The organism is Pseudomonas sp. Emmai (genome assembly GCF_055179735.1).
The window spans coordinates 1,663,668-1,689,824 of sequence record NZ_CM143685.1 but is presented as its reverse complement, the minus strand read 5'-3'; the positions used below and the strand labels follow the sequence as shown (position 1 = coordinate 1,689,824).

Here is a 26,157-nt window from a genome sequence, read left to right as displayed (position 1 = left end):
GGACCCGCGATTAACCGGCGCCCAGCAGGTACAATGCCCACCCCTTTTTTGTTACGGCCCTGTCATGACTGACCCGATTCGTCTCTCCAAACGCCTCATCGAACTCGTCGGCTGTTCCCGTCGGGAGGCTGAGCTGTTCATCGAGGGCGGCTGGGTCACCGTGGACGGCGAAGTCATCGACGAGCCGCAGTTCAAGGTCGAGAACCAGAAAGTCGAGCTCGACCCCGAGGCCAAGGCCACCGCGCCAGAGCCGGTGACCATTCTGTTCAACGTGCCCGTGGGCATGGACGCGGAAACGGCCATGGCCTCCATCAGCGCCGAGACCCTGAGCGAAGAACACCGCTTCAGCAAACGCCCGCTCAAGGGCCACTTCCTGCGCCTGACCGCCAGCACCGACTTGCAGGCCAATGCCAGCGGTCTGCTGGTGTTCACCCAGGACTGGAAGATCCTGCGCAAGCTGACCGCCGACTCCGCCAAAATCGAGCAGGAGTATGTGGTCGAGGTTGAAGGCGACATGGTGGCTCACGGCCTCAACCGCCTGAACCACGGCCTGACTTACAAGGGTAAGGAACTGCCGGCGGTGAAGGCCAGCTGGCAGAACGAAAACCGTCTGCGCTTTGCGATGAAGAACCCACAACCGGGCGTGATTGCCCTGTTCTGCCAGGCCGTGGGCCTGAAGGTCGTCGCTATCCGCCGCATTCGCATCGGCGGCGTGTCCATCGGCAAAGTGCCGCTGGGGCAATGGCGCTACCTGTCCGGCAAAGAGAAGTTCTAAGACTTTTCACGCCGCCCTACCTTTCGGCGCCGCTGCTTATGCGGCGCCCACTGCCGATATCAGGATTGCACACCATGATTCATAACGACGTACTGCGCAGCGTGCGCTACATGCTCGACATCAGCGACAAGAAAGTCATCGAGATCATCAAGACCGGCGGCATGGACGTGTCCATGGAAGACCTGCTGACCTACCTCGACAAGAAAGAGGAAGACGAAGAAGGCTTCGTGCGCTGCCCGGACGAAGTCATGGCGCACTTCCTTGATGGCCTGGTGATCTTCAAGCGCGGCAAGGACGAAAGCCGTCCGCCGCAGCCGATCGAAACCCCGGTGACCAACAACATCATCCTGAAGAAACTGCGCGTGGCCTTCGAACTGAAGGAAGACGACATGCACGCGATCCTCAAGGCTTCGGAGTTCCCGGTGTCCAAGCCTGAGCTGAGCGCGCTGTTCCGCAAGTTCGGCCACACCAACTACCGCACCTGTGGCGACCAGTTGCTGCGTAACTTCCTCAAGGGGCTCACTCTTCGAGTGAGAGCGTAAAGACAGCCGCAAGCTACAAGCTGCAAGCGGATAGTGTCTGGCTTGTAGCTTGCAGCTGGGCCGAATGGCCTCCCATTCCTCGCAAAAATAGTGGCTCCGCTTCCGGCGGCTGACGACTAGGGTGTATTGACCCTTCAGTTTTCAGGACTCGCCATGCACCCCTACTTTTCCCTGCAAGGCCGCACCGCTCTGGTGACCGGCGGCACCCGTGGTATCGGCAAAATGATCGCCAAGGCTTATGTCGAGGCCGGCGCGACCGTGTACGTCTGCGCCCGGGATGCCGAGGCCTGCCTGCAAACTGCCGAGGAGTTGAGTGCGTTCGGCCTCTGCCACGGTATCGCGGCGAATCTGGCGACCGAGGAAGGCGTGCTGCAACTGGCCACGCGCCTGGGCGAGCAGATCGATCACCTGGATATTCTGGTCAACAATGCCGGCACCACCTGGGGCGCGCCGCTGGAAAGCTACCCGATCAAGGGTTGGGAAAAGGTCATGCAGTTGAACGTGACCTCGGTGTTCAACTGCATCCAGCAATTTTTGCCGCTGTTGCGCAAAGCAGGTTCCGAAGCCAATCCCGCGCGAATCATCAACATCGGCTCGGTGGCGGGGATTTCTTCCTTTGGTGAGCAGGCGTATGCCTACGGGCCGAGCAAGGCGGCCCTGCATCAATTGTCGCGGATCCTGGCGCGGGAGCTGGTCAGCCAGCACATCAACGTCAATGTGATCGCGCCGGGGCGCTTTCCGAGCAAGATGACGGCGCACATCGGCAATGATGAGCAGGCGCTGGCGCAGGATACGGCGCTGATCCCGATGAAGCGCTGGGGCCGGGAGGAAGAGATGGCGGCATTGGCGATCAGCCTGGCGAGCACGGCCGGGGCTTATATGACCGGGAATATCATCCCGCTGGATGGTGGGTTCAGCCTCTGACTCGACCTGTGGCGTCTGATCGTTCCCACGCTCCGCGTGGGAATGCAGCCCGGGACGCTCCGCGCCCCAAAGCGGACGCAGAGCGTCCAATGAGGCATTCCCACGCAGAGCGTGGGAACGATCTGTGGGTGGGTTATCATGCCCGCCTCTTCCCCCGCTTCGATCCCCCAACCATGACCTACAGCGTTTCCCCCATCGGCTTCGTGCGCTCCTGCTTCAAGGAGAAATTCGCCATCCCGCGCCAACCGCAACTGGCCCCGGCCGCTCGCGGTGTGCTGGAGTTGGTGGCGCCGTTCGATCAGGGCGACGCGGTGCAAGGGCTGGAGCAGGTCAGCCACGTCTGGCTGCTGTTCCTGTTCCACCAGGCCCTGGAAAAAAAGCCACGGCTGAAAGTCCGCCCTCCTCGTCTCGGCGGTAACAAATCCATGGGTGTGTTTGCCACTCGTGCGACCCATCGGCCTAACGGCATTGGTCAGTCCGTGGTCAAACTGGACAAGGTTGAAGCCAATCGGCTGTTTATCTCCGGCATCGACTTGCTGGACGGCACGCCGATCCTCGACATCAAACCCTACGTGCCTTACGCCGATATCATCGACAGCGCCTCCAACAGCATCGCCAGCGCCGCGCCGCAGTTGATTCCCGTGCAGTGGACGGATGGAGCACTGCAACAGGCTCACGGGCATGCTCAGCGTCTTGAAGAGCCGCTGGTTGAGTTGATCGAGCAATGCCTGGCACAAGACCCACGTCCGGCGTACCAGATTCCCACGCCGGAACGGGAATATGGCGCGCAGTTCTGGGATCTGGATGTGCGCTGGCATTACCCGGAGGCCGGGGTGATTCGCGTCCTCGAAGTCATCCCCATCTCTCACCCGTAGGCGCAAAGCTTGCTCGCGATGGCGCTCTCACGGACGCCATCGCGGGCAAGCCTTGCTCCTGCAAGCTTTGCGTCCGGGCATAAAAAAGCCCCCATTGCCTGACTGGCAACGGGGGCTGATCGTTCCCACGCTCGGCGTGGGAATGCATCCAGTGACGCTCTGCGTCACCCGGATAACAGCTTACTTCTCGACGAACGCCCGCTCGATCAGGTAATCACCCGGTTCGCGCATCCGCGGTGAGACTTTCAGGCCGAAGCTGTTCAGCACTTCGCTGGTCTCGTCGAGCATGCTCGGGCTGCCGCACAGCATGGCGCGGTCGTCCTGCGGGTTGATCGGTGGCAGGCCGATGTCGCTGAACAGTTTGCCGCTGCGCATCAGGTCAGTCAGACGGCCTTCGTTCTCGAACGGCTCGCGGGTCACGGTCGGGTAGTAGATCAACTTGTCACGCAGGGCCTCGCCGAAGAACTCATTCTGCGGCAGGTGCTCGGTGATGAATTCGCGGTAGGCGACTTCGTTGACGTAGCGTACGCCGTGGCACAGGATCACTTTTTCGAAACGCTCGTAGGTTTCCGGATCCTGGATGACGCTCATGAACGGCGCCAGACCGGTACCGGTGCTGAGCAGGTACAAATGCTTGCCAGGTTTCAAGTCGTCCAGCACCAACGTGCCGGTAGGCTTCTTGCTGATGATGATCTCGTCGCCTTCCTTCAGATGCTGCAACTGGGAAGTCAGCGGGCCATCAGGTACCTTGATGCTGAAGAACTCGAGATGCTCTTCCCAGTTCGGGCTGGCAATCGAGTAAGCGCGCATAAGCGGGCGGCCATTGGGCTGTTGCAGGCCGATCATCACGAACTGACCGTTCTCGAAGCGCAGGCCCGGATCGCGGGTGCACTTGAAGCTGAACAGAGTGTCGTTCCAGTGATGAACACTGAGGACACGCTCGTGGTTCATGTTGCTCATGTACGTGGGACTCCTGGAGATTGGGTCTGCGCTGCTCTTCTAAAGAAAGAGAACCAGCCGCGCGCAATTGCATCGCATTCTAATGGCAGCCACAATATCTGTTAACTGGATTATTAAGATAAGGGTTATCGGTTATATAGATATGCGATTTACTCTACGTCAACTTCAAGTCTTCGTCGCCGTCGCTCAGCAGGAAAGCGTATCCCGTGCTGCGGGTCTGCTCAACCTCTCGCAATCGGCGGCCAGCACCTCGATCACCGAGCTGGAGCGTCAGTCCAGCTGTCAGCTGTTCGACCGCGCCGGCAAACGGCTGAGCCTCAACGCCCTCGGTAAACAGCTGTTGCCCCAGGCCGTGGCGCTGCTCGACCAGTCCAAGGAAATCGAAGACCTGCTCAACGGCAAGTCCGGTTTCGGCTCCCTGGCGGTCGGCGCGACCCTGACCATCGGCAATTACCTGGCGACGCTGCTGATCGGCAGCTTCATGCAGCGCCACCCGGAAAGCCAAGTAAAGCTGCACGTACAGAACACGGCCAACATCGTGCAACAAGTCGCCCACTATGAAATTGATCTGGGTCTAATCGAAGGCGACTGCAGCCACCCGGACATCGAAGTACAAAGCTGGGTAGAGGATGAGCTGGTGGTGTTCTGCGCGCCCCAGCATCCGCTGGCCAAACGCGGCATCGCGACCATGGAAGAACTGAGCCACGAGGCCTGGATCCTGCGCGAGCAAGGCTCTGGCACACGGCTGACCTTTGACCAGGCCATGCGTCACCATCGCAGCTCGTTAAATATTCGCCTGGAGCTGGAACACACCGAAGCGATCAAACGCGCGGTGGAATCCGGCCTGGGCATTGGCTGCATTTCGCGGCTGGCGCTGCGTGATGCTTTCCGCCGCGGCAGCCTGGTGGCGCTGGAGACACCGGACCTGGACCTGGCCCGGCAGTTCTATTTCATCTGGCACAAACAGAAATTTCAGACGCCGGCGATGCGCGAATTCCTCGACCTGTGCCGCGCCTTCACCGCCGGGGTGCAGCGCAGCGACGAGATCGTGCTGCCCACCATCGCTTAAAGCAGAATCACCGCCCACACCAGCGCAATCATGGTCAACGCTACCAACTGCGCAGCGCTGCCCATGTCCTTGGCGTTCTTGGACAGTGGGTGCAACTCAAGGGAAATGCGGTCGATGGCCGCTTCTACCGCCGAATTGAGCAACTCGACGATCAAGGCCAGCAGGCACACGGCGATCAGCAGCGCCTGCTCGACCCGGCTGACGTTCAGGAAGAACGAAATCGGAATCAGGATGACGTTGAGCAACACCAGTTGCCGAAACGCCGCTTCACCGGTAAAGGCTGCGCGCAGGCCATCCACGGAGTAGCCAGAGGCGTTGAGGATGCGTTTTAGGCCGGTCTGGCCTTTGAAAGGTGACATAGGGTAGGCAACTGACCAAAAGGGAGTGGGAAAGCTAGAGTAAATAAGGTCAAAAAAGCGTGAATACGTAGCGCTTTAATGGCTGGCAATTGACTCAAGTTGTTGCAAGAGCAACGCCGCCTGGGTCCGGGTCCGCACATTGAGCTTGCGGAAGATCGCCGTCACATGCGCCTTGATCGTCGCTTCTGACACGCTCAACTCATAGGCGATCTGCTTGTTCAGCAACCCTTCACAGACCATAGTCAGCACCCGGAACTGCTGGGGCGTCAAGCTCGCAAGCCCCTCACTGGCCGCTTTGGCTTCGGCAGACACGCTGACCGCTTCGAAGGCCTGGGGCGGCCAGAAGACGTCGCCATCGAGCACCGCACGCACGGCTTTCTGAATGACACTCAGGTCGCTCGACTTGGGAATGAAACCGCTGGCCCCGAATTCACGGGACTTGACCATGATCGAGGCTTCTTCCTGGGCCGAGACCATCACCACCGGAATCTGCGGGTACTGACCGCGCAACAACACCAGCCCGGAAAAACCGTAGGCTCCCGGCATGTTCAGGTCCAGCAGCACCAGGTCCCAGTCGGATTTTTCGTCCAGGCGGGTTTCAAGTTCGGCAATGCTCGCCACTTCCACCAGACGGACATCCGGGCCCAGGCCCAGGGTCAACGCTTGGTGTAATGCACTTCGAAAAAGAGGGTGGTCATCGGCAATCAGGATTTCGTATGTGGCCATTTTTCAAATGATCCTGTTTTTCAAGCAACTCAAGGTACAGCCACGGAGCTGGACCAACAGGGCACGTTCAACGCCAATTACGTGATCACACGGCGTTTCAAACTCTGGCCGCGCCCTAATCGGCGCCAAGCATGCCCAGCGAAGACGGGGTGGTCAAGGTGCTTGGCCGGTACAGTTCTTTGCAGTATGGGCGACAATCAGCCGATGACCGGAACCGTTTTCTGCACGAAGGGCATCAGTTCGGCGTGGGCCGGTGTTGCAACGTTCATATCCAACTGGTGCTTGGCGTCCAGGTAATGCTGGCTGAACACGTCGAAGTAAGCGTCCAGCGCCGAGGCCGCGTCGGTATCGCCCGCCAGGTCCAGGCACAGCGCCGCCACTTCGGCGGTGCACAGGTGCTCGCTGCGGGTCGAGCGGCGCAAGCGGTAGCGGGAGAGTTTTTCGGGGAGCAGGCTGAGGATCGGCAACCGGTCGAAATAGGGGCTTTTGCGAAAGATTTTCCGGGCTTCGGTCCAGGTCGCGTCCAGCAGAATGAACAATGGCCGCTTGCTGCTCTCAAGGTCGACGGTGTTGGTCACGCGCTCAGGCTCGACGTACTCGCCCGGAAACACCAGGTAGGGCTGCCATTGCGGGTCGGCCAGCAGGTCCAGCAGCTTTTGATCGGTTTCCGTGCGCGACCAAATGAAGGCATGGTTGTCACGCACGACGTCAGCAATCAGCCAACCGGTATTGCTCGGCTTGAACACTTCCTTGTTGGTCATGATCAGGCACACGCCGGAACGGGTCTCGACCTGCGGACGCCAGGCGCACAAGCAATGGCTCTCGATCACTCGGCAGGCACGGCAACGGGTTGCGCGCCAGCCGCGCGCCTGAATCGGCTTGATACCCTCCTCTTCGCGCTCATCGCGCAAGCGGGCCACGGCGTTTGCGGCAAAGCCTGGGAGTTGAAGGTTCATCGCAGGCGACGCCGACAGGTAAGGAAAATCGACACAAGAAACACTCGGCAGGGTGGAAAGTGCCGGCAGTTTATCAGAGCGGCCGGCGCAAGCCTGTACCGTCCGGGCCCGCTCCCCTATAATCCGCCGCCACTGAACGCACAGTCACGTGACGGGTCGAACCAACCAGTCACTGAACCAGGAGAGTTTCATGCTGCGCCTTATCGTTCCCACCGCTGCCGTTCTATTGGCGTCGTCCTTCAGCGCTCAGGCTGCTTCCTTGAGTGAGCAGAACCTCAACAGAGAGCTGCGCAACGTCGCCGTCCAGAGCAGCGTCGGCACACCGCGGGCGATTAACGAGGACATTCTTGATCAGGGCTACACCGTCGAAGGCAATACGCTGATCAACCACTTGAGCGTACAAAGCAGCCACGCCGACAAGATGCGCGCCGATCCGAAAGCCGTGTATTTCCAGCTGGGCGCCTCAGTCTGCAACAATCCATCGTTCCGCAAACTGATGGCCAAGGGCGCGGTCATGCGTTACGACTTCACTGAGGTCAAGACCAACCGCTCGGTCGGTTCCGCCAGTTATCAGGAATCGGATTGCCCAAAAGCAACCCCGGCCAAGAAGAAGTAATCATCGAGAATTGGCGCGCCGCTGTTCATCCTCGGCGCGCAGTTCTGCCAGCAAGGCCTGCAAATAACGGGAACGGCGCTCGCCACCGCCCAGACGCCGGCAGCACTCCTCTTCAAGACTCAAATGATTGGTCTCGGCTGACGATTTCAATAATCGATACAGTTGCGCATCGATCTCCAGAATCAATCTGGCCATGATTTCCCGCCTCCCTGCCCACTCAAATCCCTGAACCGCATGAACTTCGCGTACTGCCTTTGACGCAAAGTTGTCGCGTCACGCCTGTAATTTAGTAAATCAGAGCCACAGCCAGCGGGCCTGCGTTCAGACGAGCGGTGAAACCACCTTGCAAATCGTCAATAAGCGGTTGCCAGGAAAGACTTTGCGGCGCAATGATCAAGGCAGCGCAATTGATCCAGAGGAACTAGATTTAGCGTATTCACATTGACTGCCAGGCCGAAAAGGAGCGGCCCGCTATGCGTTTGTTGTTGCGAAGGTTTTTTTCACTCGCTGGAAAAAACACAGCCTGCATGCAAGGAGAAGTTGAATGCCTTACCAACCGAATGACCTCCTCAGCCGTCATTTTGAAGAAAGCGGCCACGACCTCACCAGCAAGGTCGAAGAGCAACTCAACCTGGTTTCACCCAATAGCCCCAACATCCCGATTTACCGCGACATGATCCTGACCGTGCTGCGCATGGCCCAGGAAGATCACAACCGCTGGAACGCCAAGATCACCCTGCAGGCCCTTAGGGAACTGGAACACGCCTTCCGTGTGCTGGAACAGTTCAAGGGTCGGCGCAAAGTCACTGTGTTCGGCTCGGCCCGTACGCCGATCGAACATCCGCTGTATGGCATGGCCCGAGAACTCGGCGCTGCGTTGGCACGCTCGGACCTGATGGTCATCACCGGAGCCGGTGGCGGCATCATGGCCGCCGCCCATGAAGGCGCGGGCCTGGAGCATAGCCTGGGGTTCAATATCACCCTGCCCTTCGAGCAGCATGCCAACCCGACCGTCCAGGGCACCAGCAACCTGCTGTCCTTCCACTTCTTCTTTACCCGCAAGCTGTTCTTCGTCAAGGAAGCCGACGCACTGGTCTTATGCCCGGGCGGTTTCGGTACGCTGGACGAAGCGCTGGAAGTGCTGACGTTGATCCAGACCGGCAAAAGCCCATTGGTGCCGGTGGTGTTGCTGGATACACCGGGCGGCACGTTCTGGCAGGGCGCGCTGGACTTCATCCACCATCAACTGGAGGAAAACCGCTACATCCTGCCCACCGACATGAAGCTGGTCAGCCTGGTCTACAGCGCCGAAGAAGCGGTGGAGGAGATCAACCAGTTCTATAGCAACTTCCACTCCAGCCGCTGGCTCAAGCATCAATTCGTGATTCGAATGCATCATCAGCTCAGCGATGGCGCGCTTGAACACATGCAGACGGCGTTCGCCGACCTGTGCCTGAGCGACCACTTCCATCAGCATGTGTATAGCGGCGAGGAACACGATGAGCCGCAGTTCAGCCATCTGGCACGACTGGCCTTTACCTTCAATGCCCGTGATCATGGGCGCTTGCGGGAGTTGGTGGACTTCATCAACCTGCCGGAAAACTGGGCGCAGCCCAAACCCCAGGCGCAACAGCGCACCCGGGAACCGTCCAAGGTGACGTAAACAACAGGCAAAAAAAACGGCCCGCTATCGAAATAGCGGGCCGTTTTTATTTAGTCGTCCATCCCTCGACCGCTGAACAAGCGGTTGATCATCTCCATGGAAAACCCCCGATAAGCCAGGAAGCGCCCTTGCTTGGCGCGCTCGCGCATGTCTATCGGTAGATGCCCGGCAAACTTGCGCCGCCAGGTGTCTTCCAGTTGTTCCTGCCAGTTGATACCGCTTTCGCGCAAGGCAAGCTCGATATCGGGACGTTGCAGGCCGCGCTGGCCCAGCTCTTCGCGAATGCGCAAAGGGCCGTAACCGGAACGGGCGCGGTAGGAAACGAAACTTTCGAGGTAACGGGATTCGGACAGCAAACCCTCTTCCGTCAACCGGTCGAGTGCTGTGTCGATCATTTCCGGGAGGGCGCCGCGCTGACGCAGTTTACGCGTCAGCTCGACCCGACCGTGCTCGCGTCGTGCGAGCAGGTCCATGGCGGTTCGCCGCACTGCGACGAGTGTATCGAGTACGGCGGTCATCGGATCAATCAGATATCAGCGTCGGCCAAGTCACCAGCCGTCTCTTTGACTGGCGATGCTTTGACGTCCGGTGCTGGAGTCAGCAGCTTGTCACGCAGCTGCTTCTCGAGCTTCGCGGCGATTTCCGGATTGTCTGCCAGGAACTTGGCCGAGTTGGCCTTGCCCTGACCGATCTTGGTGCCTTCATAGGCGTACCAGGCACCGGACTTCTCGACGAAACCGTGCAACACACCCAGGTCGATCATCTCACCGTTGAGGTAGATGCCTTTGCCGTAAAGAATCTGGAACTCGGCCTGACGGAACGGCGAAGCGACCTTGTTCTTCACAACCTTGACGCGGGTTTCGCTACCGACAACCTCGTCACCTTCCTTCACCGCACCAGTACGACGGATATCCAGACGAACCGAAGCGTAGAACTTCAGCGCGTTACCACCGGTGGTGGTTTCCGGGCTGCCGAACATCACGCCGATTTTCATACGGATCTGGTTGATGAAGATAACCAGGCAGTTGGCGTTCTTGATGTTACCGGTGATTTTACGCAGCGCCTGGGACATCAGACGGGCTTGCAGGCCCACGTGCATGTCACCCATTTCACCTTCGATCTCGGCCTTCGGCACCAGAGCGGCGACCGAGTCGACGATGATCACGTCAACCGCGTTGGAACGCACCAGCATGTCGGTGATTTCCAGGGCCTGCTCGCCGGTGTCCGGCTGGGAAACCAGCAGGTCGTCGACGTTGACGCCCAGCTTGCCGGCGTACTCAGGGTCGAGGGCGTGTTCGGCGTCGACGAATGCGCAGGTCGCGCCGGCTTTTTGAGCCTGGGCGATCACCGACAGTGTCAGCGTGGTTTTACCGGAGGATTCAGGACCGTAGATTTCAACGATACGGCCTTTTGGCAGGCCGCCAATGCCGAGCGCGATGTCCAGACCCAGAGAGCCAGTGGAGATAGCCGGGATCGCCTGACGGTCCTGATCGCCCATACGCATTACGGCACCCTTGCCGAATTGACGTTCGATCTGACCCAGGGCCGCAGCCAAGGCTTTCTTCTTGTTGTCGTCCATTAAAGTCCTCACGTAATCAATAAGGCCTGACGGCCAACACCTGTATAAGTAGCCAGTATTATTCCACAGCGTTTCAGGATCGCCTACCCCTGATTTGAGATTTCTCCAGTGGCATGGCGCAGCAGCCCCTCTAGCGCGGCCTTGACCGTTTGTCGGCGGACCTCGTCGCGGTTACCAGGGAAGTGCTGGACCTCACTGAACACGACCTCCCCAACGCCCCAGGCCAACCAGACGGTCCCTACTGGCTTGCTCGCAGAACCACCGTCCGGCCCCGCCACACCGCTGACCGCGACCGCAAACCGCGCGTGACTTTTGTCCTGCGCGCCACGGACCATGGCCTCGACCACCTCGCGACTGACCGCCCCCACCGTCTCGAACAACCCCTCGGGCACATTCAGTTGCAAGGTTTTCTGGCGATTGGAATACGTCACATAGCCGGCCTCAAACCACGCCGAACTCCCGGGAATGCGGGTGATCGCCTCGGCGATTCCGCCGCCAGTGCAGGACTCGGCCGTGGTGACGTGGGCATTGAGAACTTGCAGGCGCCTGCCAAGTTCAGCGGCCAGTTGGGTGATTTCTTTCACGGTCCTCTCCTGATCGGGCTGAATGGAACCACCGTACACGAGCACATCGCGCTTGCAAGATACAGAACCGATCAAAATGTTAGCGAGCGATGGCCTTGATATAGGCCTGACAAGCCTGCAAGGCAATCAATCCGCGATCGCCGGCGTCGGTGATGGCGATAATTCGTTGAGCATGCGCCGGGTCAAGTCGGGCTCTTGGGGCGCCATGATCCACGCCGCCGGTGCCGGCGGCGGTTGGCATTGCACAGCTAGCGGCAACGTCATGGGCATCGAGGAGGACTGACAGGCGCACATCAGCAGTGGCAAGACGATCGCGCAGGCGACCTTGATCACGTTGGGCATCGCTAAGCGCTCGATAATGGGTTTGTTCACTGGCCGACAACTGTTGCTCCAGGGCCAGACGCTTGTCCTGCTCGGCCTGTTGTTGCGTAGCGGCGGCCTGGGTCAGCTGATTCAGCGTCTCGGTCTGCAACCTGGCTTGTTCCGCCAGTTGCCCGCCATAACGCCAATCCTGAACCTGCCAGACCAGCGTCGCCGAGAACCCGGCCAACACGACGACGCCCATCACCCGCCAGGAGATCAGGCCGAAGGCTGGCATAGCACCGCCCTCGCCCGTGCCCAGAGTTGCAGGCGATCCTCGAGCCCATTCAACCCGCCGTTGATCCGGCGCGTGATGCTGTTGAACTGGTCGCGGTCGGCCAGTTCGTTGAGGCCGTTCAGCTCCCAGAACCAGGCGGCGGACTCGGCGGCCCACTGCGGCTGCTCCAACAGTTCCGGCAGCGCCAGCAGACGCTCATCGCCAAACAGGCCGAGGCTGCACTCTCGGTAATTGCTCCGACCGGTAATCTGGATCAGGCCACGACCGCGGTATTTCTGGCCATCACCATCAGCCTCTGGAGTGTTGCCCAAACGCAAGGCCAGGGTGCCGGTGTCGTACTTGCTCAGATACTGGTTGTTGCCCAGTTCCCGCACGTACTGCAACTGTCCCGATTCGTGGCCGACTTGGGCGAGGAACGCGGCGATGCGTTTGGGGGTGTTGATGTTGCGGCGGGTCATGGCGGTGTTGAGGGCGGAAATGAAAACGCCCGCTTGGGAGTGGGCGTTGGGCATGATGTTTTGGAGTTGCTGCGTAGTGACATTCATACGATCGCCGCTGATTTTATTAAACAATCCGCTTTAGAAAAGCGAAGACACCTTGACCGGATACCTTGTTCTCCGGCGGCGAGTCTAACGGCAAGGTTTCACCCCCCAACGCCACCCACTCAAGGTATTCGAGCCAGTCTCGATTGGCAGGGTCCGAAGGAACAAAGGACAGATCATAAAGGCGATAAACGCCATTAATGGTCGATTGATAACTCATATTTTTTTCTTCCTATAATTCTGCGTCCGCGGTCCATTCCAGTTGCAAGGTATGCCCCGGCACACTGCCAACTGCAGTTACTGTGGCAAAGGCAATATTGCGATTGGTCAGGCCCTGGACGGTCGTTCCCGTGCAGGCCTTGCCCATTGACGGGTTCCAGACTTGATTGCTGTTGTCCCCAGGAGAAAACATGGCAATGGTTGCCTGCGCTCTTTTCTGCACCAGAAAAGGAACAGTCATCCCATATTGCCCGCTATTAGCGGCTGAAATCTGTGTGAACGTTGCCTGACAAGTAGTGGTGCCATTACCCGCCTGAAGCAAAATCCCGGCATTGAATGACTTTTCGAAGTAGCGCTGACAATCGATCAGTTGCTGTGGAATAGACAGATATTCGAAGGGTGTGGAAACCGGGCCTTCTTCAAGTTGAATTTGAGCAAGGTCCACGGTCTGCAAAACGTTTAACGGCAAATCGAATGCCAGCCGCAGATAATCATTGTTCACGTTCCCCAACATCTTTCCGGCCAGTGATGGAACCTGGAAGGTAGCCGTGTACCTGGCCCACGACGTAGTCAGTTGGAAGTTACCCACGGTATTGTCGACCGACGCCGACCCACTCGGCCCAAAGTATTGCGTAATGGAAACCTGAGTGGACGCGCTGCATCCGACTTGGCCCAAACGTAACAGTGGCGACTTTACCGGCCAAGGTTCGGACCGACTCAATAGCCTGGGATATTTTGTGAACTGTCGCACCCGTTCCAGCAGTGACTTGCTGCCATCGAAGAAAGTGTCGCGGCTCATTAGGTACTTCGGTCTGGCCTAAAACAAAGTAAGGAGCCTGGCGTACCCGCCATCGGATCTTCATCCACAAACCGCCCGTTGACCAGGCCGGCACTGGGAACACTGTTTGGATAGTCCATCTATTACTGTCCTTTATCATTTATCGATATCCACATTCCTGCGCTCTGTAACGTTCAAGAACGTCAGAGTCCCTATGGCATCAGCAGCAGAAACGGAAGCGTCGTATCAGAGAAACCCGAGCAACCATTTCGGTGTGCCGGGTCGATGCTCGGTAAAGGGGAAGAGTGAGTTTTGCGGCCAATCCCGAAGCGCCCGCCGATAGGCTTGCAATTCGGCATATTGATCGGTGGTCAACGTCGTGCCGCCGCCATCCTCCAGTTCATCGCGATCACGAGCGACCATGCTGTCCGTCACTAAGAGTTGTGCGTCACGCCAGATGCGCTCGATATTCTCGGCGTCTTCCGGCGCCAGGGGCGGTGTATCGACAAGAACGGGATAGCCGTTATCGGCACGCACGGAAATCATCTTTGCAGTGACAGCCAATTCTTGAAGCAGGGATATCCAGTACGCCCGAGGGATTTCAATGACATCCGCTGGAATATCCGAACTATTGATTCCTGGCACATAAACGCCACAGGTACTTGCACTAAACAAAACATTGAACTCGTTCATTCAATAACCCTTGGCAAAGTAATAAACGCCCCATCCGCCGGCTGATCCGCCGTTTATGTCTCGCACTCTCAAGCGGCAGCCTGTTTTGGTGGCGCTGCCCGCGTACAAAATGACAACAGCCCCTTCTCCCCCCACATGGTTGGCAACAATGGAAGAAAAGGCTGTTGGAAACGCAGTGAGAAACGTCACATAGATCTCACCATTGGCATCCGTCGTACCGTAACCCCATTGATCAATGTTGCCGCTGGGGTACTTCTGGTATCCAGGAGTACCCACCACGCCGGAGAACGACGCGGCATATTTCAGGCTGGCTGTGCCATAAACCGCCCAGATACCTGACTCCCGGACAAAGTGCGCACTTTCACCCGTGTTCATCACCATTGAACTGAGATAGGCCCCTTGGGGACTGATCTGTGAACCGGTTTTACTGGCAACGGTAACGGCGGCGCTGTTGCGGCAATGCAGGCTGATTGTTGCTCCGTTCGGAACCGTCGTAGCGTCCGGCAGGGTCACCGTATAAGCGACGTTGCCGCCCAGTCCGATAGCCGTTCCCACATCCGCGACGGTCAACTGTGTCGCTGCGGATATTCCACGAGAACTTGCATAGTTACCCAGCGCTCGCTGGACGAATTCAGAAGTTGCCGCTGACCGTCCCGCATCAAATTGCGGCGCCGTAAAAAACAGCGCCGGGCTGCGCAATGCCGCGAGCAATTGGGTCTGAGACGCCTCATCGGGCGTAAGACCCGCCGCCTGAACGACATTCAGAATTTCCTGCGTGACACCATTACCCCAGGTTGCGGGAATCAACGAACCGGGTGTTCCGGAAAGCGGGTTTTCATCTGCAAACTTGCCATTGACCAGTCCGGCGCTGGGAACACTTTTTGGAAAATCCATGTTTCTTCATTCCTTGATTAAAACGGTCAAGCTGCAATTGTTCCTGGAACCAGAGGCCAAACGACTTCAGTGGGAAAATCCGCTTGCCGCTCGATACGGTTGAGTTCAACGCTGTAGAGCTTCCACTCCATCAATGCCAGTTGCTCATCATGCGCGGCGTCACCGATGTCTTCGGCATATTGAAGAGGCGCAATACGCAGCACAGCTTCGCGCAGCAAAACATCGCGCTTGGCCAAGACTTTATTTTTGAGATCGGACAACCGAGCCGCCTCGTCAAGTTTCCAGGCGTTATCAGCCCAAACGTAGTAATCACCCGGCCATGGCTCAGCCGTAAAACTTTCCGGCAACTCTCCAAGCTCACTCCAGATCTGCTGCGCACCACCCTCTTTGCGATAAACCAGGCCGCGTCGGTCAATCACTTCCCGCGGAACATTGTTGACCAACGCCCATGTCCGGCCCTGTTCCGGGGTCGGCAATTCATAGGCAAGTTCAACAGCGTTACTGGGCAGCTGAATACCGATTCCCGGCGTCACGAAAAACTCTACCGGCCCCAACAAGGCCCCCGCGCTATCAATCAAATAATTAAACATGGACACCTCAGATAAGTTTGATACGGCCGGGATAGGCGATGTTGCGTGGCCGGGATTTGAAGGCATAGAGCAAGGTGCCCGCAGGGTCCATTTGATAGTTGGTTCCAGCGGGATAGATCGGACCACCATTGGAAAGTCCGCCTACGTATTGAGGCTCCTCACGGGTATCCGCACCGATGGCGGTAAGGCTGTCACTCCATCGCGACCCTACTGCACCGCCGCCATTCGCCCCCATGGCATAGGAATGCGCGGTTCCGGGCTGAAAGGCCCCCATGACGCGCCCCGCATCCACGCCACGCCCTTCGTCCAAAACCCTGAGAAACTCGCCGCGACCTTCAGGACCACGGAACGTCAACGCCCCATCCCCACTGGTCCATTTGCCTTCGTTGCCCACTCGAGTGGCCTCGGTGCCGAGCATTCCTGATTGCTGGGCGTGATCCCACAACCATGGCCACTGCGCTCGGTTCATAACCGTGCCATTGAGCGCGCCATAACCACCTGGACTGAGCAGCGTGGTCGTCTCGAAAAACGGTCGCCCCAACGGCGTATTGTCAAACCGCCCTACCGGCCACCAACTGCCGGCACCATCGCTGCGCAGCTGCCACCAGTCGCCACCGCCCATCAGCACCAGGAACGTGTAACCGGTCGCAGATAGATGGGTGTGAAATCGGATTCGATCAGTGCCGGCCGCCTGAATAACCAGACGGTTGCCGCTGTTGTCCACGCGTCGAACAATGACGTCGCGAACGCCCATGGCAACGTTGGCCGGCGGAAGAGTGATGGTGGTGACACCGGGACTGCCATCAATCAACACCAGGCCAAGTTCTTCCGGTGCCAGCATCTTCGATGCCGCCAGCCGGGTAACCACCGAACGCATCGGGCTAGTCACGCCGATGATCGACTGGATTGCCTTCAGCAACTGGCCGTTGTCCGCTTCCGACGGAGCCATTCCGGCGCCAGCAACCACACTCAAAATCTCTTGCGTAACCGAATTGCCCCATACCGCCGGAATCAACGATCCAGGTGTACCGGCCACTGGGTTCTCATCGACAAACCGCCCATTCACCAGTCCGATACTGGGAATGCTTTTTGGATAATCCATCGTTCTGCTCCCTGTAATAAAAGCCCTGCAAGACAATTGGCACAACGGCCACGTAGCTCATGTTTGAATAAAAAAAATGCCCACGGGTGAGTGGGCGTTGGATATAGCGGGTACTTCAAATGAACTAGCTAACCAACTCGCCCACCACGTTACGGATCGCCGCAATGGCTTCTTCGCTAACTTGGTTAGCCAGATCTGTTTTGCCTTTGGCGATATGAGCTTTGATTTGCGCTTTAGCCTTCAATCGAAGGGTTCGAAGTGTCAGCAGGCTTTCGTTGAATTGAGCGGCCTTGGCGACAATCTGATCGGCAGCCTGTTTGGCGGTCCGGCCTTTTACAACCCACGCCGCTACCGACAGCGGTACTTCTTTTTTCGGATAGCCCTCTTCCATAAAAGCCCGGGCGTCAGCGGCGGCTTGGGCGTACTCCATCGCTTGCAGCGGGTCGCCAGCGATCATCTGACGAGCATTGTCAGCCGCCTCGTCCACCCGAGCACAAAGCTGATCAACGCTCAGATCATTCAACGCCAGCGCATCGGCGAGATCCAGTACCCACTGACTACCGTCCCAGCAATGCCTTGGGGAGGGCTGCGGTACTATGACGTTCGTCAGCTCGCCCTTGAAAACCAGTTGAGATAACTCCTTCCTGACCCATTGCTCAGCGGTAATTTGCAAAACGGCCGCATCAGTCGCGGGCGCTGCATAGGCGAACAGTTCGGTGTCTTGCCATTCAATGACCACACCTGAGTGACGGCAATAAAGCACTTGTTTTGTCATGTTTTCACCATTCGACGATCATAAGGCCGGGCGTTCCCTGACCACCTGGCTGGGCCAGGCCTGCACCCGAAATGTAGTAGCCTCCCGCACCACCGCCGCCAGCGCCGAAACCATATGCCGGCTTGCCGGCATACCCTGAACTCGTGCCGGAACGGGCAGAACTTCCGCCAGAGCCGAAAGGTCCACTTGCCCCAAATCCCCCGTACCCGGCGGCTACATTGGCGACGGTGTCTGTCGCATCACCGCCGGCGGGAAAGCCCTGCCCTCCAGTGGGGCCCGGAACAAACCCGGAGGCGTTGACACCTACAATGCCTGCACTGCCTCCGGACAACACAAGCAGAGCCCCTGATGCCCCCACGAGCGTATTGCCACCCGCCGTTGCCGCCACTCCAGCGGTTGCTCCCATTCCCGCAGCGCCGATGACGATAGGGATCACCTGACCAGGCGTCACCGCTACCAATAGTTTGATGATCGGTTGACCGGCACCACCGCCGCCACCTCCTGAAGCAATGGCGCTGGTGCCGCCAGGACAAGCACCTCCACCGCCACCGCCGGCACAACCGCTGAGCCAAATCTTCGTAACGCCTGCGGGGACAGTGAAACTGCCATTTGCAGTGAAGCGCTGGATGCCGAGCCCCGCAGACGAGCGACTGACACTACGAATTGCTCCCAAAAGCTGAGTCAGATTGGACTCACTCGGTGTCAGTCCGGCAGCGGTAATCACTTCAAGAATTTCACTCGTGACCCCATTGCCCCAGCTCGCCGGAATCAAAGACCCCGGCGTGCCCATCAACGGGTTCTCATCCACAAACTTCCCATTGACCAACCCAGCGCTGGGCACACTTTTCGGATAATCCATCCCTCTACTCCCTAGTCATAATTGATATGCACCTTGGTGTGCGCCGGGGCGCTGCGATGGATCAGGCATTCCAGGGCCGAGCCCGGGTTCATGCCAAACCGCTCGCCCCAGTAGCTCGCGCCAAAACGCCGACCCAGCAGCAAGCGGCCGCCGGTGTTGAGCGTCCACATGAACTGCGCCTGCCAGGTGCCGAAGTGCGCCGCGCCAAACCGTGAGCGGCCCATTCGCGGGGCTTCGAGTTCGGTGATGGTGGCGTTCGGATAACCCTGGGTGCGGGCGATTTCCACGTAGTAACTGATGGCCTGGCTGCCCACTGCCAACAACCGGCGGCGCACGGCCAGACGTCGGTCGTCGAACAACGGCGTGGCGCCCAGGCATGGGTCGGGCAGGTTCATCACCCGCTCCCAATCCGGCACCAATTCGCTGACGCCGGTCGGGTCCATTTCGTTGAGCAGGTCGGCCGCGCGGGCGTCGAGGCGGGCCAGTTCCTGGGCGATGCCGTCCAGCACCTCTTCCAGTTCCGGTACTCGCTCGGGGTCCCAGGCCGGGCCGCTCGGTAGCAGGCTGCGCAGTTGCGCGTGGTATTGCGCGGCGGTTCTCAGCCCCCCCATATGCAGCCTCCGAACGTCAGCAGTTGGTTAATGTCGGCGTCGACATTGGCGGTGGGCGCGGACAACGTGTGGTCGCTTTCGCCCGTGGCGCTGCTGATCGCTTCGCGGATATGGCTGATCAGCAAGGTGTCGCCCAGGCCGGCTTCGCGGTTATGCAAATCGCGCAATTGCGCTTCGACCGCGGCGCGCACGGCGGTGGTGTCGGGGGTCAGGGTCAATTTGTAGGTGACCGGCACTTGAACGGGCGGCAGCACATGCAGCTCAGCCGTGACAGGTCGCAACGGTTCGATGTAGGCCTGGACAGCGGCCAGTTGCGCAGCATTCGGCACCGGTTGCGGATCGTCGTCACGCATGATGTACACGTTAACGATGCCCAGCTTCTCGTAGGGGCTGCGACACCAGACCCGGGTCACACCAGGGCATTCAAGCGCCCAGGTTTCATAGTCTTGCGTCGAGCCGCCGTGGGGGATGATGCGGTAGGAACTGATCACCCGGGAGCGCAGGGATTCCAGGCTTTCCCGGGCAACCCCGCCGATCAGCCCCGGCGCCAGCACCGTGAAGCTGTTGCCGACAATCCCCAGGATCGGTTGGACCGGGATCAGCGTCATGCCGGCATCGGCATTGCCCAGGCTGCCGGCGTCGAGCGCGGCGATGGTGGTGCTGTTGAGGCCATTGCTGGTGGTGCGGGACGCGGTCACTTTGTAGGTGCGACCGTCGTTCGATTGCAGCAGCGTATCGACATCCAGCACGGCACCGGCGCTGGCGGTAAAGCTGACGCTGCCGCTGGCGGCTTGCGCGGCTTTGCGCGGCTGGTTCAGACGCAGGGCGGCGATGCGTTCCAGGGTCGATTCGTCGGCCTTGTCCGGGAGGATCTGCTCGGCGATCCAGTCGAGGTAGCCATACAGACCATAGGCGGCGCCACCGAGGGTGCGGGCCAGCACTTGCGCATCGGACTGGCGCAGCGAATCGCTGGCCAGGTCGCTTTGGGTGCGCTTGATCAGCACCGGCAGCGAAGGGGTTTCAAACGGCATAGATCACCTGCCAACTGTTATCAGGGTTGATGTCCAGGCGCTCGCCGTCGGCCAGGGTCAGGACCGTGCGCAGGTTCAGGCGCTGGGCGTCGAGGCGTTCGCTGATGATGTCGATGGCGCTGCAATGCCCGTCGTCGATCAGCCATTGCAGGGCTTCGCGGGCATAGAACTCAGCGTCCATTTGCGTTTGCCGGGTCAGCTTGACCCGACGCAACAGCCACAGCCGCGAGCCGATGCGGTCATCGGCGACGGTGGGAAACGTGTCGCCCCACCAGCCGAAGCGCTCCTCGTCATCGAGGGCATCGTCATCGGCGGCGCGGCGCCAGGTGAACAGGCTGATCAGCACCGAACGGGTCAGTGCGGCGTGGAGGTTCTGGCTGATAAACATCACTGACCTCCTGCCGGCACGCCGGTCTGGCCATTGCCCGCCTGCACGCCGACGTGCACGTGTTTGATCTGGCTGATGCCGCCCGCGACCTGGTCGCCTTGGGAGACGATCTTGCCGGTCTGGGTCAGGGTCGGGGTGTCGATGTTCACGGCGCTGCTGGCGCGGATGTTCAGGGTCGCGGTCTGGATGTCGATGATCCGCCCGCGCTTGAAGTGGATCTTGTCGCCTTCGTCGGTGTAGATCGCCACTTCGCCCTGGGCCAGGGCCTTGAGACGGTAGCGGCGGTCGGCGACCACCAGAACGATGGCGTGGGAACGATCACCGCCCAGGAAAGTGGCGATGCCCTCGGCGCCGGCCAGCGGATTGCTGGTGAAACCGTAGGGTTCGAAGTGTTCCATGTCGTCGTTCACTTCACCGGCGGTGAGGCGCATTTGCAGCGATTGCAGCTTGGTGGCCGAATTGGCGAGCACGACAGTGCCGCGCGCCAGGAGGCGTGTCAGTAGGCTCATGGGTTTTCCTTCAAGATCGGGCGTAAGAACGCGCCGCCTCAGGTCTTCTTGGGTGGCGTCGGATTGGCGTCGAAGGTATGGGGTGGCGCGACTTGCAGAGTGGTGACGCAACCCTGCGCCGAGAGCGAGTAAGTAACTTTGGAAATCAGCCTGTCGCCGTCCACTTCCAGCACCGGGTCCTTGACCTTGACCAGCGTGTTATGGCGCCACAAATCGCCATTGGTCTGGCGCCAGCCTTGCACCTGGTAGGTGGTGGTCAAGGCTTTGCCGACGCGGGTGGCGGCTTCCCAGTTGGCCCTTTGCAGCGCCAGCTCGGAGGTAATCTGCGCGCCTTCATTGATTACCGTGACCCGCTTGCGCTTGAAGCCCAGGTCGGCGGACACCGCCTCGACCTCGCTGACCGCCGCCCCGCTCTTCTGGTCATTACCTTTCTGCTGGCCAATGACCCGGTATTCGGAGAACACCTGGCTGTAATCCATCGGCGCGTTGGCCGAGAGAATGTTCTTGCCCAGTTCCAGCACATCGCTGGCTCGCCCACCGCTGCCCGGCCGGGCCAGGACCACCCGGCCCTGGGCATCGTCGGTGGAAAACACCCGGAACAACGTGAGCAAGCGGTCGATGGACTGGAACACCGTCTCCCCCGGCACGATGGTGTGACTGCCGAGCCGGGCGGTTTCCGCAATTTCACTGGCCACGTAGATCGAATAGGACGACGCCAGCGCCTCGACGATGCTCAGCAACGATTGCTGGTGCCATTGGTTGGGGCGGTTGGTCGCCGCGCAATCCACCAGGTCCTGGGTTTTCGAACTGCCCTCGACGCTCAAGCTGATTTGCCGTCCGTCATAGCTGATCGGCGCCTTGAACACATACCCGGTCAGCACCAGGTCGTTGCCGATCCGCACCTCGCACGGCGCACCGGGTTGAATCCGTCGCACCAGGGTCTGCCCCGGCCATTGCCAGGTGATGTCGAGTTTGAAGGTGCGGAACTGACGCTCCAGATCGGCCGTGATCTGCACGCTTTTCCAGCCGCCATATTCCAGCCCGTCAACGGTCAGGGTGACTTTGTTGTCCACTTCACTCATGGCTTACTCCCCCGAGAGTTTCAGGTCATTGGGTGGAGAGAACACCGGATGAACAATGCCGTTGCGCTGGATCACTTCCTCGACCCGCGTGGCGTCGCCCAGTTGCTTATAGGCGATGACCAGGGCCGGAAAACTCTCCTGGAACGACTTGCTGACCAGCCGGACACCCGACGACGCCACCGCCGTCAGATGCGCATTGAGCTTATGCCGCAGATCCGTCATGGCCTGATAATGCGCCGGATCCGCCTTGTTCGACGCTTGCTGGATCGCCTCATCGAGGGCCTTGCGCAAGGCCAGAACATCGTCGGCCACCGGCACGGCTTGGCGCTGCACCGGTTGCGCGGCTTGTTGCTCCAGCGACGGCGTGGACCCGAGCTTGACCACCTTCGAAGCCACCGGCATCGCGGCGACCCATTGGGCAGCCTGCACCAGCAAGGTGTCCTGCACCAGATTGGCCAAAGCCTGGGCTGCGGCGGTGGTGTCCTTGCCGGTGGTGATCTTCGGCGCATCGGCCTTGCGGATGGCTTCGACCTGTTGGGAGACGTTGGCAATCACGCCACGATAACCGTCACGGGCGAAGTCTTTCAGCTCCTTGATGTCGCCGACCAATCCCTTGAATTCGGCCGCCACTTCCTTGGGCAATTCCTTGACTGCTTTGACCAGATCGCTGATCTGCTTGTATTGATCGATCAGCGGCTGCAACTGCTGATGAACCACCGCATAGATGTCCTTGATGCTGTTGCGCAGGTCGGCAATGCCGATCCGCGCAGCCTTGATCACGGTCATCGCGTCTTCGAAACGCGCCACCGCCGAACCTAAAAAACTGTCCGCCGACACCAACAATACTTGCTGGGTGCTGACCGTCGCCGTCGGAAACGGCAGTGGTTCATCGGGGTAAAACTTCAGGGCAAAGGTCACCAACCCGCCGTCCTGGCGGGTGTGAGTCATGTCGCATTCGCCGACCTTGACCTGCAAGCGTCCCAGCCACGGATGGACCAGTTCACCATTGCCCTGCTCCAGCGCCTTGAGCAGCTTGTCGCGCTGCTCCAGGCAATCGGGGCCGACGATAAACGCCGTCAGATCGTGGACCTTCGCTTGCTGGCCGAGGTTCTCGAAAAACGGCAGGTCGCGCTGCGGATACTCATGCAACTGACCCTTTTTGCCGACCGGGGTTTTCGCCTGATCGACCCAGAAACCGACACCTCGAAAGGACGCCGGCAATAAACGGTCACGCCAGCTCATTGGAGCCTCCCAGGGAAAGTGAGCGGTAGCCGATGCGCGAATTGAGCGCCAGCGCCGGTTGATTGGTTTGCGGCTGATCGGTGCGCAGGCCGGCCGGCGCGTTTTCGAAGCGCACGGTCAGGCCGCCTTCAAGTTGCGTGCGGTTGTTAGCGGCGGTTTGCTGGATCAGCGCGCTGGAGTTTTGTGTCAGCGAGCCCGTCAGCATCGACGGTTTTTGCGCCAGGTTTCCGGGGGCCAGTTCTGTCGTCGACGCCGGCTCGGTGCCGGCTCCAAAAAACGCCGGCGCCAGTTCACCCTTGCCTTCGGCATTGGTTTGCTTCTGGGCCTCGGCCAAACCTTCAACCTTGCCGGTAACTTTGGCGATCACCCCCGCGAAGCCGCCGTCGAACAATTCCTTGATCGGTGCGATGACCTCCTGGAGCTTTTTCCACAGACCGCTGAACCACTCGGTGATCGGTTCCCAGTTCTTGATGATTTGCCCCAGCGGCGACCACTCGAACATCCCGTGCAGGAACTCCAGCGCCGGCGCGGCCAACGCTTGCACCACGCCCCACAACGCCGAAAACACTTCGCTGATCGGCTGCCAGTTGGCCGCAATCTGGGTCATCGGCGACCACTCGAACACACTGGTGAAGAAGTCTTTAACCACCTGCGCCGAGGTTTGCAGCGCGGCCCACAGCGGATCAAAGAACGCGCTGATGGCGCCCCAGTTGTTGACGATCATCCCCAGCGGCGAATAGTCGAACAGCGTGCCGAAGAAATCCTTGATCACCTGGGCCGCCGGTTGCAGGGCCGTCCAGATCGAACCGAAGAAACCGGTGATCGCGCCCCAGTTGTTGATGATCATGCCCAGCGGCGTCCAGTCGAACAGGCCCTTGAGGAAATCGATCACCGGCACCGTCAGGGCCTTGAGCAATTCCCAGATCGCCGAGAACAGACCGGTCAACCCGGCCCAGTTGTCGATGATCATCCCCAGGGGTGTCCAGGAAAACGCCGTTTTGAGGAAGCCCACCACCGACGCGGTCACCGCTTTGATGCCGTCCCAGATCCCGGAAAAGAATCCGGTAATCGGCGACCAATTGGCGATCACCATGCCCAGCGGCGTCCAGCTGAACACCGTGCTCAACACCGCCATGGCCTGCGTGGCGACGTTTTTTACGCCGTCCCAAAGGCCGGTGAAGAACGCTGAAATCGGCGTCCAGTTGGCAATGATCAAACCGGCCGCCAGCGCGACGCCCATGGCAATCAGCATGATTGGATTGGTCTTGAGCACCATGTTCATCAGGTCGAACACCTGGGTCGCACCGGTCACGGCGGTTTGCATGGCCGAGAACGCCATCGCGCCAATCGCCAGGCTTTCGACCAGTTTCGGATTGTCGTTGAGCAAACTGCCGATCCCGGTCAACAAGGGCTCAAGACCGACCACCAGGGTCGCGACCGCCGGTGCCAGCGCGGCGTCGATGGAGGTCGAGACCTTGGCCATCGATGCGCTGAAAATATTCATGCTTTGCGCAGCACTTTCGGGTGCGCCCGGCAGGTCCACCGCCTTGGTCGCTTCACCCACCTCGGCCAATTTGCCCTTGAACGCATCGGACGCCTTGATCCCGTCCACGAACGGCGTGATCACGCTACCGCCCTTGAACAAGCCGCTGATATCCAGTTTGCCGAGGCCGGCCTGTTCCAGATTTTTCTTGAAGCTGTCGACCTTTGAAACAAGGCCGGCCAGCTTGGGGGACAGTTCATCAATGCCGGTCAACAGCACCGATTTTTTTATCGTGTCTTCGTCTGCCATCACTGCACCTGCTGCATCGCATTGATCCGTTGCGCGTGCTCCAGGGATTCGCGGAGCACATCCAGTGGCCTGGCCATCATCTGTTCGGGGTCAACCTTCCAGAACCAGGCCAGGTCATAGGCGACTGCGATCAGGTCGGTGATGGCTCCGACGCCGCACTCATGAAAAAACTCGCGACGGCCCAGCTCAGCGCGTTGAGGTCAGCCAGGTCCAACTGGTTGACCGACGACGGTGGAATGCCGGCGCAGACCGCGATGTATTTGGCCGCGACGTCCATGTCCAGGCTGACTTCTTCGCTCTTGTCGATCTTGTACGGCAGCGCCTTGATCGCCCGCACTTCCTGCACCGTCGGACGGCGCAGGTTGAGTTCGGTCAGAGGCTCGCCGTGGGCTTCGATCGCAACCTGAAGCTTCACGGCGCCGCTCATTGCCAGGTCCCCTTCACACCGTTGAAGACCAGCGAGATCGAGGCGTCGTCGCCCTTGGACGCCGGCTCATCGACCAGGTAAGCGCCGGCCAGCACGTAGACTTTGCCGTTGCTGAATTCGCAAGTGACGGTCATGTCCACGCCCGCCACCAGTTGCTTGAGCGGGAAGTCCGGGGTGTGCAGCGCCGTCACTTTGAACGAGGGTGCGATGTCGGTTTCCTTGTAGAAACCCGGTACGACGGTTTCACGTTTGGTGGACATCAGTGGCGCTTCGCAGCCGCCATTGATGGTCAGTTGAGCGCCGTCCACTTTGACGTAGCAGGTGCCCGCAATCAGTTGACCCATGGTGTTTCTCCCTTCAAATAAAAAGCCCACGCGAGGTGGGCTGAAATCGCACG

General features: G+C 59.5%; 34 protein-coding genes and 1 pseudogene. 7 read left to right on the top strand and 28 right to left on the bottom strand.

The window, feature by feature from the left end; all coding sequences use genetic code 11:
- Positions 1-64 precede the first annotated feature (64 nt).
- From ACY4LX_RS07505 to tsaA, 4 genes are all read left to right on the top strand, one after another.
- Positions 65-775, top strand: coding sequence for an rRNA pseudouridine synthase (locus tag ACY4LX_RS07505; protein WP_463259560.1), 711 nt, complete (start codon positions 65-67; stop codon positions 773-775).
- A gap of 74 nt (positions 776-849) precedes the next feature.
- Positions 850-1,317, top strand: a complete 468-nt coding sequence (locus tag ACY4LX_RS07500) for a YehS family protein (RefSeq protein ID WP_463259559.1) — start codon at positions 850-852, stop codon at positions 1,315-1,317.
- 153 nt (positions 1,318-1,470) lie between these two features.
- Positions 1,471-2,241 carry an SDR family oxidoreductase gene (locus ACY4LX_RS07495; protein WP_463259558.1) on the top strand — a complete coding sequence of 257 codons (771 nt, stop codon included), beginning with the start codon at positions 1,471-1,473 and terminating at the stop codon, positions 2,239-2,241.
- 173 nt (positions 2,242-2,414) lie between these two features.
- Entirely contained in the window at positions 2,415-3,116 is a 702-nt protein-coding gene (gene tsaA / locus ACY4LX_RS07490) for a tRNA (N6-threonylcarbamoyladenosine(37)-N6)-methyltransferase TrmO (protein ID WP_463259557.1), read from the top strand.
- A 180-nt stretch (positions 3,117-3,296) separates the two neighbouring features.
- On the opposite strand, the gene fpr is transcribed toward tsaA, so the two are convergent.
- The gene (gene fpr / locus ACY4LX_RS07485; protein ID WP_003443014.1) at positions 3,297-4,076 is read right to left on the bottom strand and encodes a ferredoxin-NADP reductase; all 780 of its coding nucleotides are present in this window, start codon (positions 4,074-4,076) and stop codon (positions 3,297-3,299) included.
- 142 nt (positions 4,077-4,218) lie between these two features.
- Between fpr and ACY4LX_RS07480 the strand changes: the two genes are divergently transcribed.
- A complete protein-coding gene (locus ACY4LX_RS07480; protein WP_178128992.1) occupies positions 4,219-5,145 on the top strand; it encodes a LysR family transcriptional regulator in 927 nt (308 codons plus the stop codon).
- Here ACY4LX_RS07480 and ACY4LX_RS07475 read toward each other — a convergent pair.
- The 3 genes from ACY4LX_RS07475 to ACY4LX_RS07465 form a co-directional block, all read right to left on the bottom strand.
- Entirely contained in the window at positions 5,142-5,504 is a 363-nt protein-coding gene (locus ACY4LX_RS07475) for a diacylglycerol kinase (protein WP_463259556.1), read from the bottom strand. The genes ACY4LX_RS07480 and ACY4LX_RS07475 overlap by 4 nt on opposite strands.
- A gap of 75 nt (positions 5,505-5,579) precedes the next feature.
- Positions 5,580-6,230, bottom strand: a complete 651-nt coding sequence (erdR, locus tag ACY4LX_RS07470; protein WP_149657337.1) for a response regulator transcription factor ErdR — start codon at positions 6,228-6,230, stop codon at positions 5,580-5,582.
- A 197-nt stretch (positions 6,231-6,427) separates the two neighbouring features.
- Positions 6,428-7,186 carry a tRNA-uridine aminocarboxypropyltransferase gene (locus ACY4LX_RS07465; RefSeq protein WP_463259555.1) on the bottom strand — a complete coding sequence of 253 codons (759 nt, stop codon included), beginning with the start codon at positions 7,184-7,186 and terminating at the stop codon, positions 6,428-6,430.
- A 190-nt stretch (positions 7,187-7,376) separates the two neighbouring features.
- Here ACY4LX_RS07465 and ACY4LX_RS07460 point away from each other — a divergent pair, with 190 nt between their 5' ends.
- Entirely contained in the window at positions 7,377-7,802 is a 426-nt protein-coding gene (locus ACY4LX_RS07460; protein ID WP_123405872.1) for a PA3611 family quorum-sensing-regulated virulence factor, read from the top strand.
- On the opposite strand, the gene ACY4LX_RS07455 is transcribed toward ACY4LX_RS07460, so the two are convergent.
- Complete coding sequence (locus ACY4LX_RS07455) at positions 7,803-7,997, bottom strand: hypothetical protein (protein ID WP_054047053.1); 195 nt, start codon at positions 7,995-7,997, stop codon at positions 7,803-7,805. It lies immediately after the preceding gene.
- 349 nt (positions 7,998-8,346) lie between these two features.
- On the opposite strand from ACY4LX_RS07455, the gene ACY4LX_RS07450 reads away from it, so the two are divergent.
- Entirely contained in the window at positions 8,347-9,465 is a 1,119-nt protein-coding gene (locus tag ACY4LX_RS07450; protein WP_149657339.1) for an LOG family protein, read from the top strand.
- Between the two features lie 50 nt (positions 9,466-9,515).
- Here ACY4LX_RS07450 and recX read toward each other — a convergent pair whose 3' ends face one another.
- The 23 genes and pseudogenes from recX to ACY4LX_RS07335 all read right to left on the bottom strand — a co-directional run bounded on the left by recX (position 9,516) and on the right by ACY4LX_RS07335 (position 26,104).
- The gene (gene recX / locus ACY4LX_RS07445) at positions 9,516-9,983 is read right to left on the bottom strand and encodes a recombination regulator RecX (protein ID WP_133837286.1); all 468 of its coding nucleotides are present in this window, start codon (positions 9,981-9,983) and stop codon (positions 9,516-9,518) included.
- An 8-nt stretch (positions 9,984-9,991) separates the two neighbouring features.
- The gene (gene recA, locus ACY4LX_RS07440; protein WP_149657340.1) at positions 9,992-11,044 is read right to left on the bottom strand and encodes a recombinase RecA; all 1,053 of its coding nucleotides are present in this window, start codon (positions 11,042-11,044) and stop codon (positions 9,992-9,994) included.
- An 83-nt stretch (positions 11,045-11,127) separates the two neighbouring features.
- A complete protein-coding gene (locus ACY4LX_RS07435; protein WP_463259554.1) occupies positions 11,128-11,628 on the bottom strand; it encodes a CinA family protein in 501 nt (166 codons plus the stop codon).
- Positions 11,629-11,707: 79 nt separating this feature from the next.
- Positions 11,708-12,226, bottom strand: a complete 519-nt coding sequence (locus tag ACY4LX_RS07430) for a lysis protein (RefSeq protein ID WP_463259553.1) — start codon at positions 12,224-12,226, stop codon at positions 11,708-11,710.
- Complete coding sequence (locus tag ACY4LX_RS07425; RefSeq protein ID WP_463259552.1) at positions 12,208-12,771, bottom strand: glycoside hydrolase family 19 protein; 564 nt, start codon at positions 12,769-12,771, stop codon at positions 12,208-12,210. The genes ACY4LX_RS07430 and ACY4LX_RS07425 overlap by 19 nt, the downstream gene beginning before the upstream one ends.
- Before the next feature lie 19 nt (positions 12,772-12,790).
- Complete coding sequence (locus ACY4LX_RS07420) at positions 12,791-12,988, bottom strand: hypothetical protein (RefSeq protein WP_463259551.1); 198 nt, start codon at positions 12,986-12,988, stop codon at positions 12,791-12,793.
- A gap of 12 nt (positions 12,989-13,000) precedes the next feature.
- Positions 13,001-13,489 (bottom strand): hypothetical protein, encoded by a 489-nt coding sequence (locus ACY4LX_RS07415; protein ID WP_463259550.1) that lies wholly within the window; start codon positions 13,487-13,489, stop codon positions 13,001-13,003.
- Between the two features lie 323 nt (positions 13,490-13,812).
- Positions 13,813-13,905, bottom strand: a pseudogene (locus tag ACY4LX_RS07410) (gp53-like domain-containing protein); the annotation flags it as partial.
- 106 nt (positions 13,906-14,011) lie between these two features.
- Complete coding sequence (locus tag ACY4LX_RS07405) at positions 14,012-14,458, bottom strand: phage tail assembly chaperone (RefSeq protein ID WP_463259549.1); 447 nt, start codon at positions 14,456-14,458, stop codon at positions 14,012-14,014.
- Positions 14,459-15,352, bottom strand: coding sequence for a gp53-like domain-containing protein (locus tag ACY4LX_RS07400; RefSeq protein ID WP_463259548.1), 894 nt, complete (start codon positions 15,350-15,352; stop codon positions 14,459-14,461). It abuts the gene before it with no gap.
- A 26-nt stretch (positions 15,353-15,378) separates the two neighbouring features.
- Positions 15,379-15,942, bottom strand: a complete 564-nt coding sequence (locus tag ACY4LX_RS07395; RefSeq protein ID WP_463259547.1) for a tail fiber assembly protein — start codon at positions 15,940-15,942, stop codon at positions 15,379-15,381.
- A 7-nt stretch (positions 15,943-15,949) separates the two neighbouring features.
- Complete coding sequence (locus tag ACY4LX_RS07390) at positions 15,950-17,044, bottom strand: phage tail protein (protein ID WP_463259546.1); 1,095 nt, start codon at positions 17,042-17,044, stop codon at positions 15,950-15,952.
- Positions 17,045-17,168: 124 nt separating this feature from the next.
- Positions 17,169-17,819 carry a hypothetical protein gene (locus ACY4LX_RS07385; protein ID WP_463259545.1) on the bottom strand — a complete coding sequence of 217 codons (651 nt, stop codon included), beginning with the start codon at positions 17,817-17,819 and terminating at the stop codon, positions 17,169-17,171.
- Positions 17,820-17,823: 4 nt separating this feature from the next.
- Positions 17,824-18,678 (bottom strand): glycine-rich domain-containing protein, encoded by an 855-nt coding sequence (locus ACY4LX_RS07380; RefSeq protein ID WP_178117454.1) that lies wholly within the window; start codon positions 18,676-18,678, stop codon positions 17,824-17,826.
- Between the two features lie 11 nt (positions 18,679-18,689).
- Complete coding sequence (locus tag ACY4LX_RS07375) at positions 18,690-19,289, bottom strand: YmfQ family protein (RefSeq protein ID WP_463259544.1); 600 nt, start codon at positions 19,287-19,289, stop codon at positions 18,690-18,692.
- The gene (locus ACY4LX_RS07370) at positions 19,277-20,320 is read right to left on the bottom strand and encodes a baseplate J/gp47 family protein (RefSeq protein ID WP_463259543.1); all 1,044 of its coding nucleotides are present in this window, start codon (positions 20,318-20,320) and stop codon (positions 19,277-19,279) included. Before ACY4LX_RS07370 ends, ACY4LX_RS07375 begins: the two co-directional genes overlap by 13 nt.
- Entirely contained in the window at positions 20,310-20,708 is a 399-nt protein-coding gene (locus tag ACY4LX_RS07365; RefSeq protein ID WP_038979177.1) for a phage GP46 family protein, read from the bottom strand. Before ACY4LX_RS07365 ends, ACY4LX_RS07370 begins: the two co-directional genes overlap by 11 nt.
- Complete coding sequence (locus ACY4LX_RS07360) at positions 20,708-21,217, bottom strand: phage baseplate assembly protein V (protein WP_463259542.1); 510 nt, start codon at positions 21,215-21,217, stop codon at positions 20,708-20,710. The genes ACY4LX_RS07365 and ACY4LX_RS07360 overlap by 1 nt, the downstream gene beginning before the upstream one ends.
- Positions 21,218-21,255: 38 nt before the next feature.
- Complete coding sequence (locus ACY4LX_RS07355) at positions 21,256-22,299, bottom strand: phage baseplate assembly protein (RefSeq protein ID WP_463259541.1); 1,044 nt, start codon at positions 22,297-22,299, stop codon at positions 21,256-21,258.
- A gap of 3 nt (positions 22,300-22,302) precedes the next feature.
- A complete protein-coding gene (locus ACY4LX_RS07350; RefSeq protein WP_463259540.1) occupies positions 22,303-23,541 on the bottom strand; it encodes a DNA circularization protein in 1,239 nt (412 codons plus the stop codon).
- Positions 23,528-25,333, bottom strand: a complete 1,806-nt coding sequence (locus tag ACY4LX_RS07345; protein ID WP_463259539.1) for a phage tail protein — start codon at positions 25,331-25,333, stop codon at positions 23,528-23,530. The genes ACY4LX_RS07350 and ACY4LX_RS07345 overlap by 14 nt, the downstream gene beginning before the upstream one ends.
- Before the next feature lie 130 nt (positions 25,334-25,463).
- Complete coding sequence (locus ACY4LX_RS07340; RefSeq protein WP_054047093.1) at positions 25,464-25,760, bottom strand: phage tail assembly protein; 297 nt, start codon at positions 25,758-25,760, stop codon at positions 25,464-25,466.
- A complete protein-coding gene (locus ACY4LX_RS07335) occupies positions 25,757-26,104 on the bottom strand; it encodes a phage tail tube protein (RefSeq protein ID WP_123511965.1) in 348 nt (115 codons plus the stop codon). Before ACY4LX_RS07335 ends, ACY4LX_RS07340 begins: the two co-directional genes overlap by 4 nt.
- Positions 26,105-26,157: the final 53 nt, after the last annotated feature.

Coding starts and splice junctions, on each gene's coding strand:
- ACY4LX_RS07425 (WP_463259552.1), bottom strand. CDS start 12,771: ATGAATGTCACTACGCAGCAACTCCAAAACATCATGCCCAACGCCCAC.
- ACY4LX_RS07390 (WP_463259546.1), bottom strand. CDS start 17,044: ATGGATTATCCAAAAAGCATTCCCAGTATCGGACTGGTGAATGGGCGG.
- ACY4LX_RS07460 (WP_123405872.1), top strand. CDS start 7,377: ATGCTGCGCCTTATCGTTCCCACCGCTGCCGTTCTATTGGCGTCGTCC.
- ACY4LX_RS07405 (WP_463259549.1), bottom strand. CDS start 14,458: ATGAACGAGTTCAATGTTTTGTTTAGTGCAAGTACCTGTGGCGTTTAT.
- recA (WP_149657340.1), bottom strand. CDS start 11,044: ATGGACGACAACAAGAAGAAAGCCTTGGCTGCGGCCCTGGGTCAGATC.
- ACY4LX_RS07385 (WP_463259545.1), bottom strand. CDS start 17,819: ATGACAAAACAAGTGCTTTATTGCCGTCACTCAGGTGTGGTCATTGAA.
- ACY4LX_RS07500 (WP_463259559.1), top strand. CDS start 850: ATGATTCATAACGACGTACTGCGCAGCGTGCGCTACATGCTCGACATC.
- ACY4LX_RS07395 (WP_463259547.1), bottom strand. CDS start 15,942: ATGTTTAATTATTTGATTGATAGCGCGGGGGCCTTGTTGGGGCCGGTA.
- ACY4LX_RS07505 (WP_463259560.1), top strand. CDS start 65: ATGACTGACCCGATTCGTCTCTCCAAACGCCTCATCGAACTCGTCGGC.
- ACY4LX_RS07465 (WP_463259555.1), bottom strand. CDS start 7,186: ATGAACCTTCAACTCCCAGGCTTTGCCGCAAACGCCGTGGCCCGCTTG.
- tsaA (WP_463259557.1), top strand. CDS start 2,415: ATGACCTACAGCGTTTCCCCCATCGGCTTCGTGCGCTCCTGCTTCAAG.
- ACY4LX_RS07420 (WP_463259551.1), bottom strand. CDS start 12,988: ATGAGTTATCAATCGACCATTAATGGCGTTTATCGCCTTTATGATCTG.
- ACY4LX_RS07480 (WP_178128992.1), top strand. CDS start 4,219: ATGCGATTTACTCTACGTCAACTTCAAGTCTTCGTCGCCGTCGCTCAG.
- ACY4LX_RS07345 (WP_463259539.1), bottom strand. CDS start 25,333: ATGGCAGACGAAGACACGATAAAAAAATCGGTGCTGTTGACCGGCATT.
- fpr (WP_003443014.1), bottom strand. CDS start 4,076: ATGAGCAACATGAACCACGAGCGTGTCCTCAGTGTTCATCACTGGAAC.
- recX (WP_133837286.1), bottom strand. CDS start 9,983: ATGACCGCCGTACTCGATACACTCGTCGCAGTGCGGCGAACCGCCATG.
- ACY4LX_RS07350 (WP_463259540.1), bottom strand. CDS start 23,541: ATGAGCTGGCGTGACCGTTTATTGCCGGCGTCCTTTCGAGGTGTCGGT.
- ACY4LX_RS07450 (WP_149657339.1), top strand. CDS start 8,347: ATGCCTTACCAACCGAATGACCTCCTCAGCCGTCATTTTGAAGAAAGC.
- ACY4LX_RS07375 (WP_463259544.1), bottom strand. CDS start 19,289: ATGGGGGGGCTGAGAACCGCCGCGCAATACCACGCGCAACTGCGCAGC.
- ACY4LX_RS07360 (WP_463259542.1), bottom strand. CDS start 21,217: ATGAGCCTACTGACACGCCTCCTGGCGCGCGGCACTGTCGTGCTCGCC.
- ACY4LX_RS07355 (WP_463259541.1), bottom strand. CDS start 22,299: ATGAGTGAAGTGGACAACAAAGTCACCCTGACCGTTGACGGGCTGGAA.
- ACY4LX_RS07455 (WP_054047053.1), bottom strand. CDS start 7,997: ATGGCCAGATTGATTCTGGAGATCGATGCGCAACTGTATCGATTATTG.
- ACY4LX_RS07380 (WP_178117454.1), bottom strand. CDS start 18,678: ATGGATTATCCGAAAAGTGTGCCCAGCGCTGGGTTGGTCAATGGGAAG.
- ACY4LX_RS07340 (WP_054047093.1), bottom strand. CDS start 25,760: ATGAGCGGCGCCGTGAAGCTTCAGGTTGCGATCGAAGCCCACGGCGAG.
- ACY4LX_RS07365 (WP_038979177.1), bottom strand. CDS start 20,708: ATGTTTATCAGCCAGAACCTCCACGCCGCACTGACCCGTTCGGTGCTG.
- ACY4LX_RS07400 (WP_463259548.1), bottom strand. CDS start 15,352: ATGGATTTTCCAAAAAGTGTTCCCAGCGCCGGACTGGTCAATGGCAAG.
- erdR (WP_149657337.1), bottom strand. CDS start 6,230: ATGGCCACATACGAAATCCTGATTGCCGATGACCACCCTCTTTTTCGA.
- ACY4LX_RS07370 (WP_463259543.1), bottom strand. CDS start 20,320: ATGCCGTTTGAAACCCCTTCGCTGCCGGTGCTGATCAAGCGCACCCAA.
- ACY4LX_RS07475 (WP_463259556.1), bottom strand. CDS start 5,504: ATGTCACCTTTCAAAGGCCAGACCGGCCTAAAACGCATCCTCAACGCC.
- ACY4LX_RS07335 (WP_123511965.1), bottom strand. CDS start 26,104: ATGGGTCAACTGATTGCGGGCACCTGCTACGTCAAAGTGGACGGCGCT.
- ACY4LX_RS07430 (WP_463259553.1), bottom strand. CDS start 12,226: ATGCCAGCCTTCGGCCTGATCTCCTGGCGGGTGATGGGCGTCGTCGTG.
- ACY4LX_RS07495 (WP_463259558.1), top strand. CDS start 1,471: ATGCACCCCTACTTTTCCCTGCAAGGCCGCACCGCTCTGGTGACCGGC.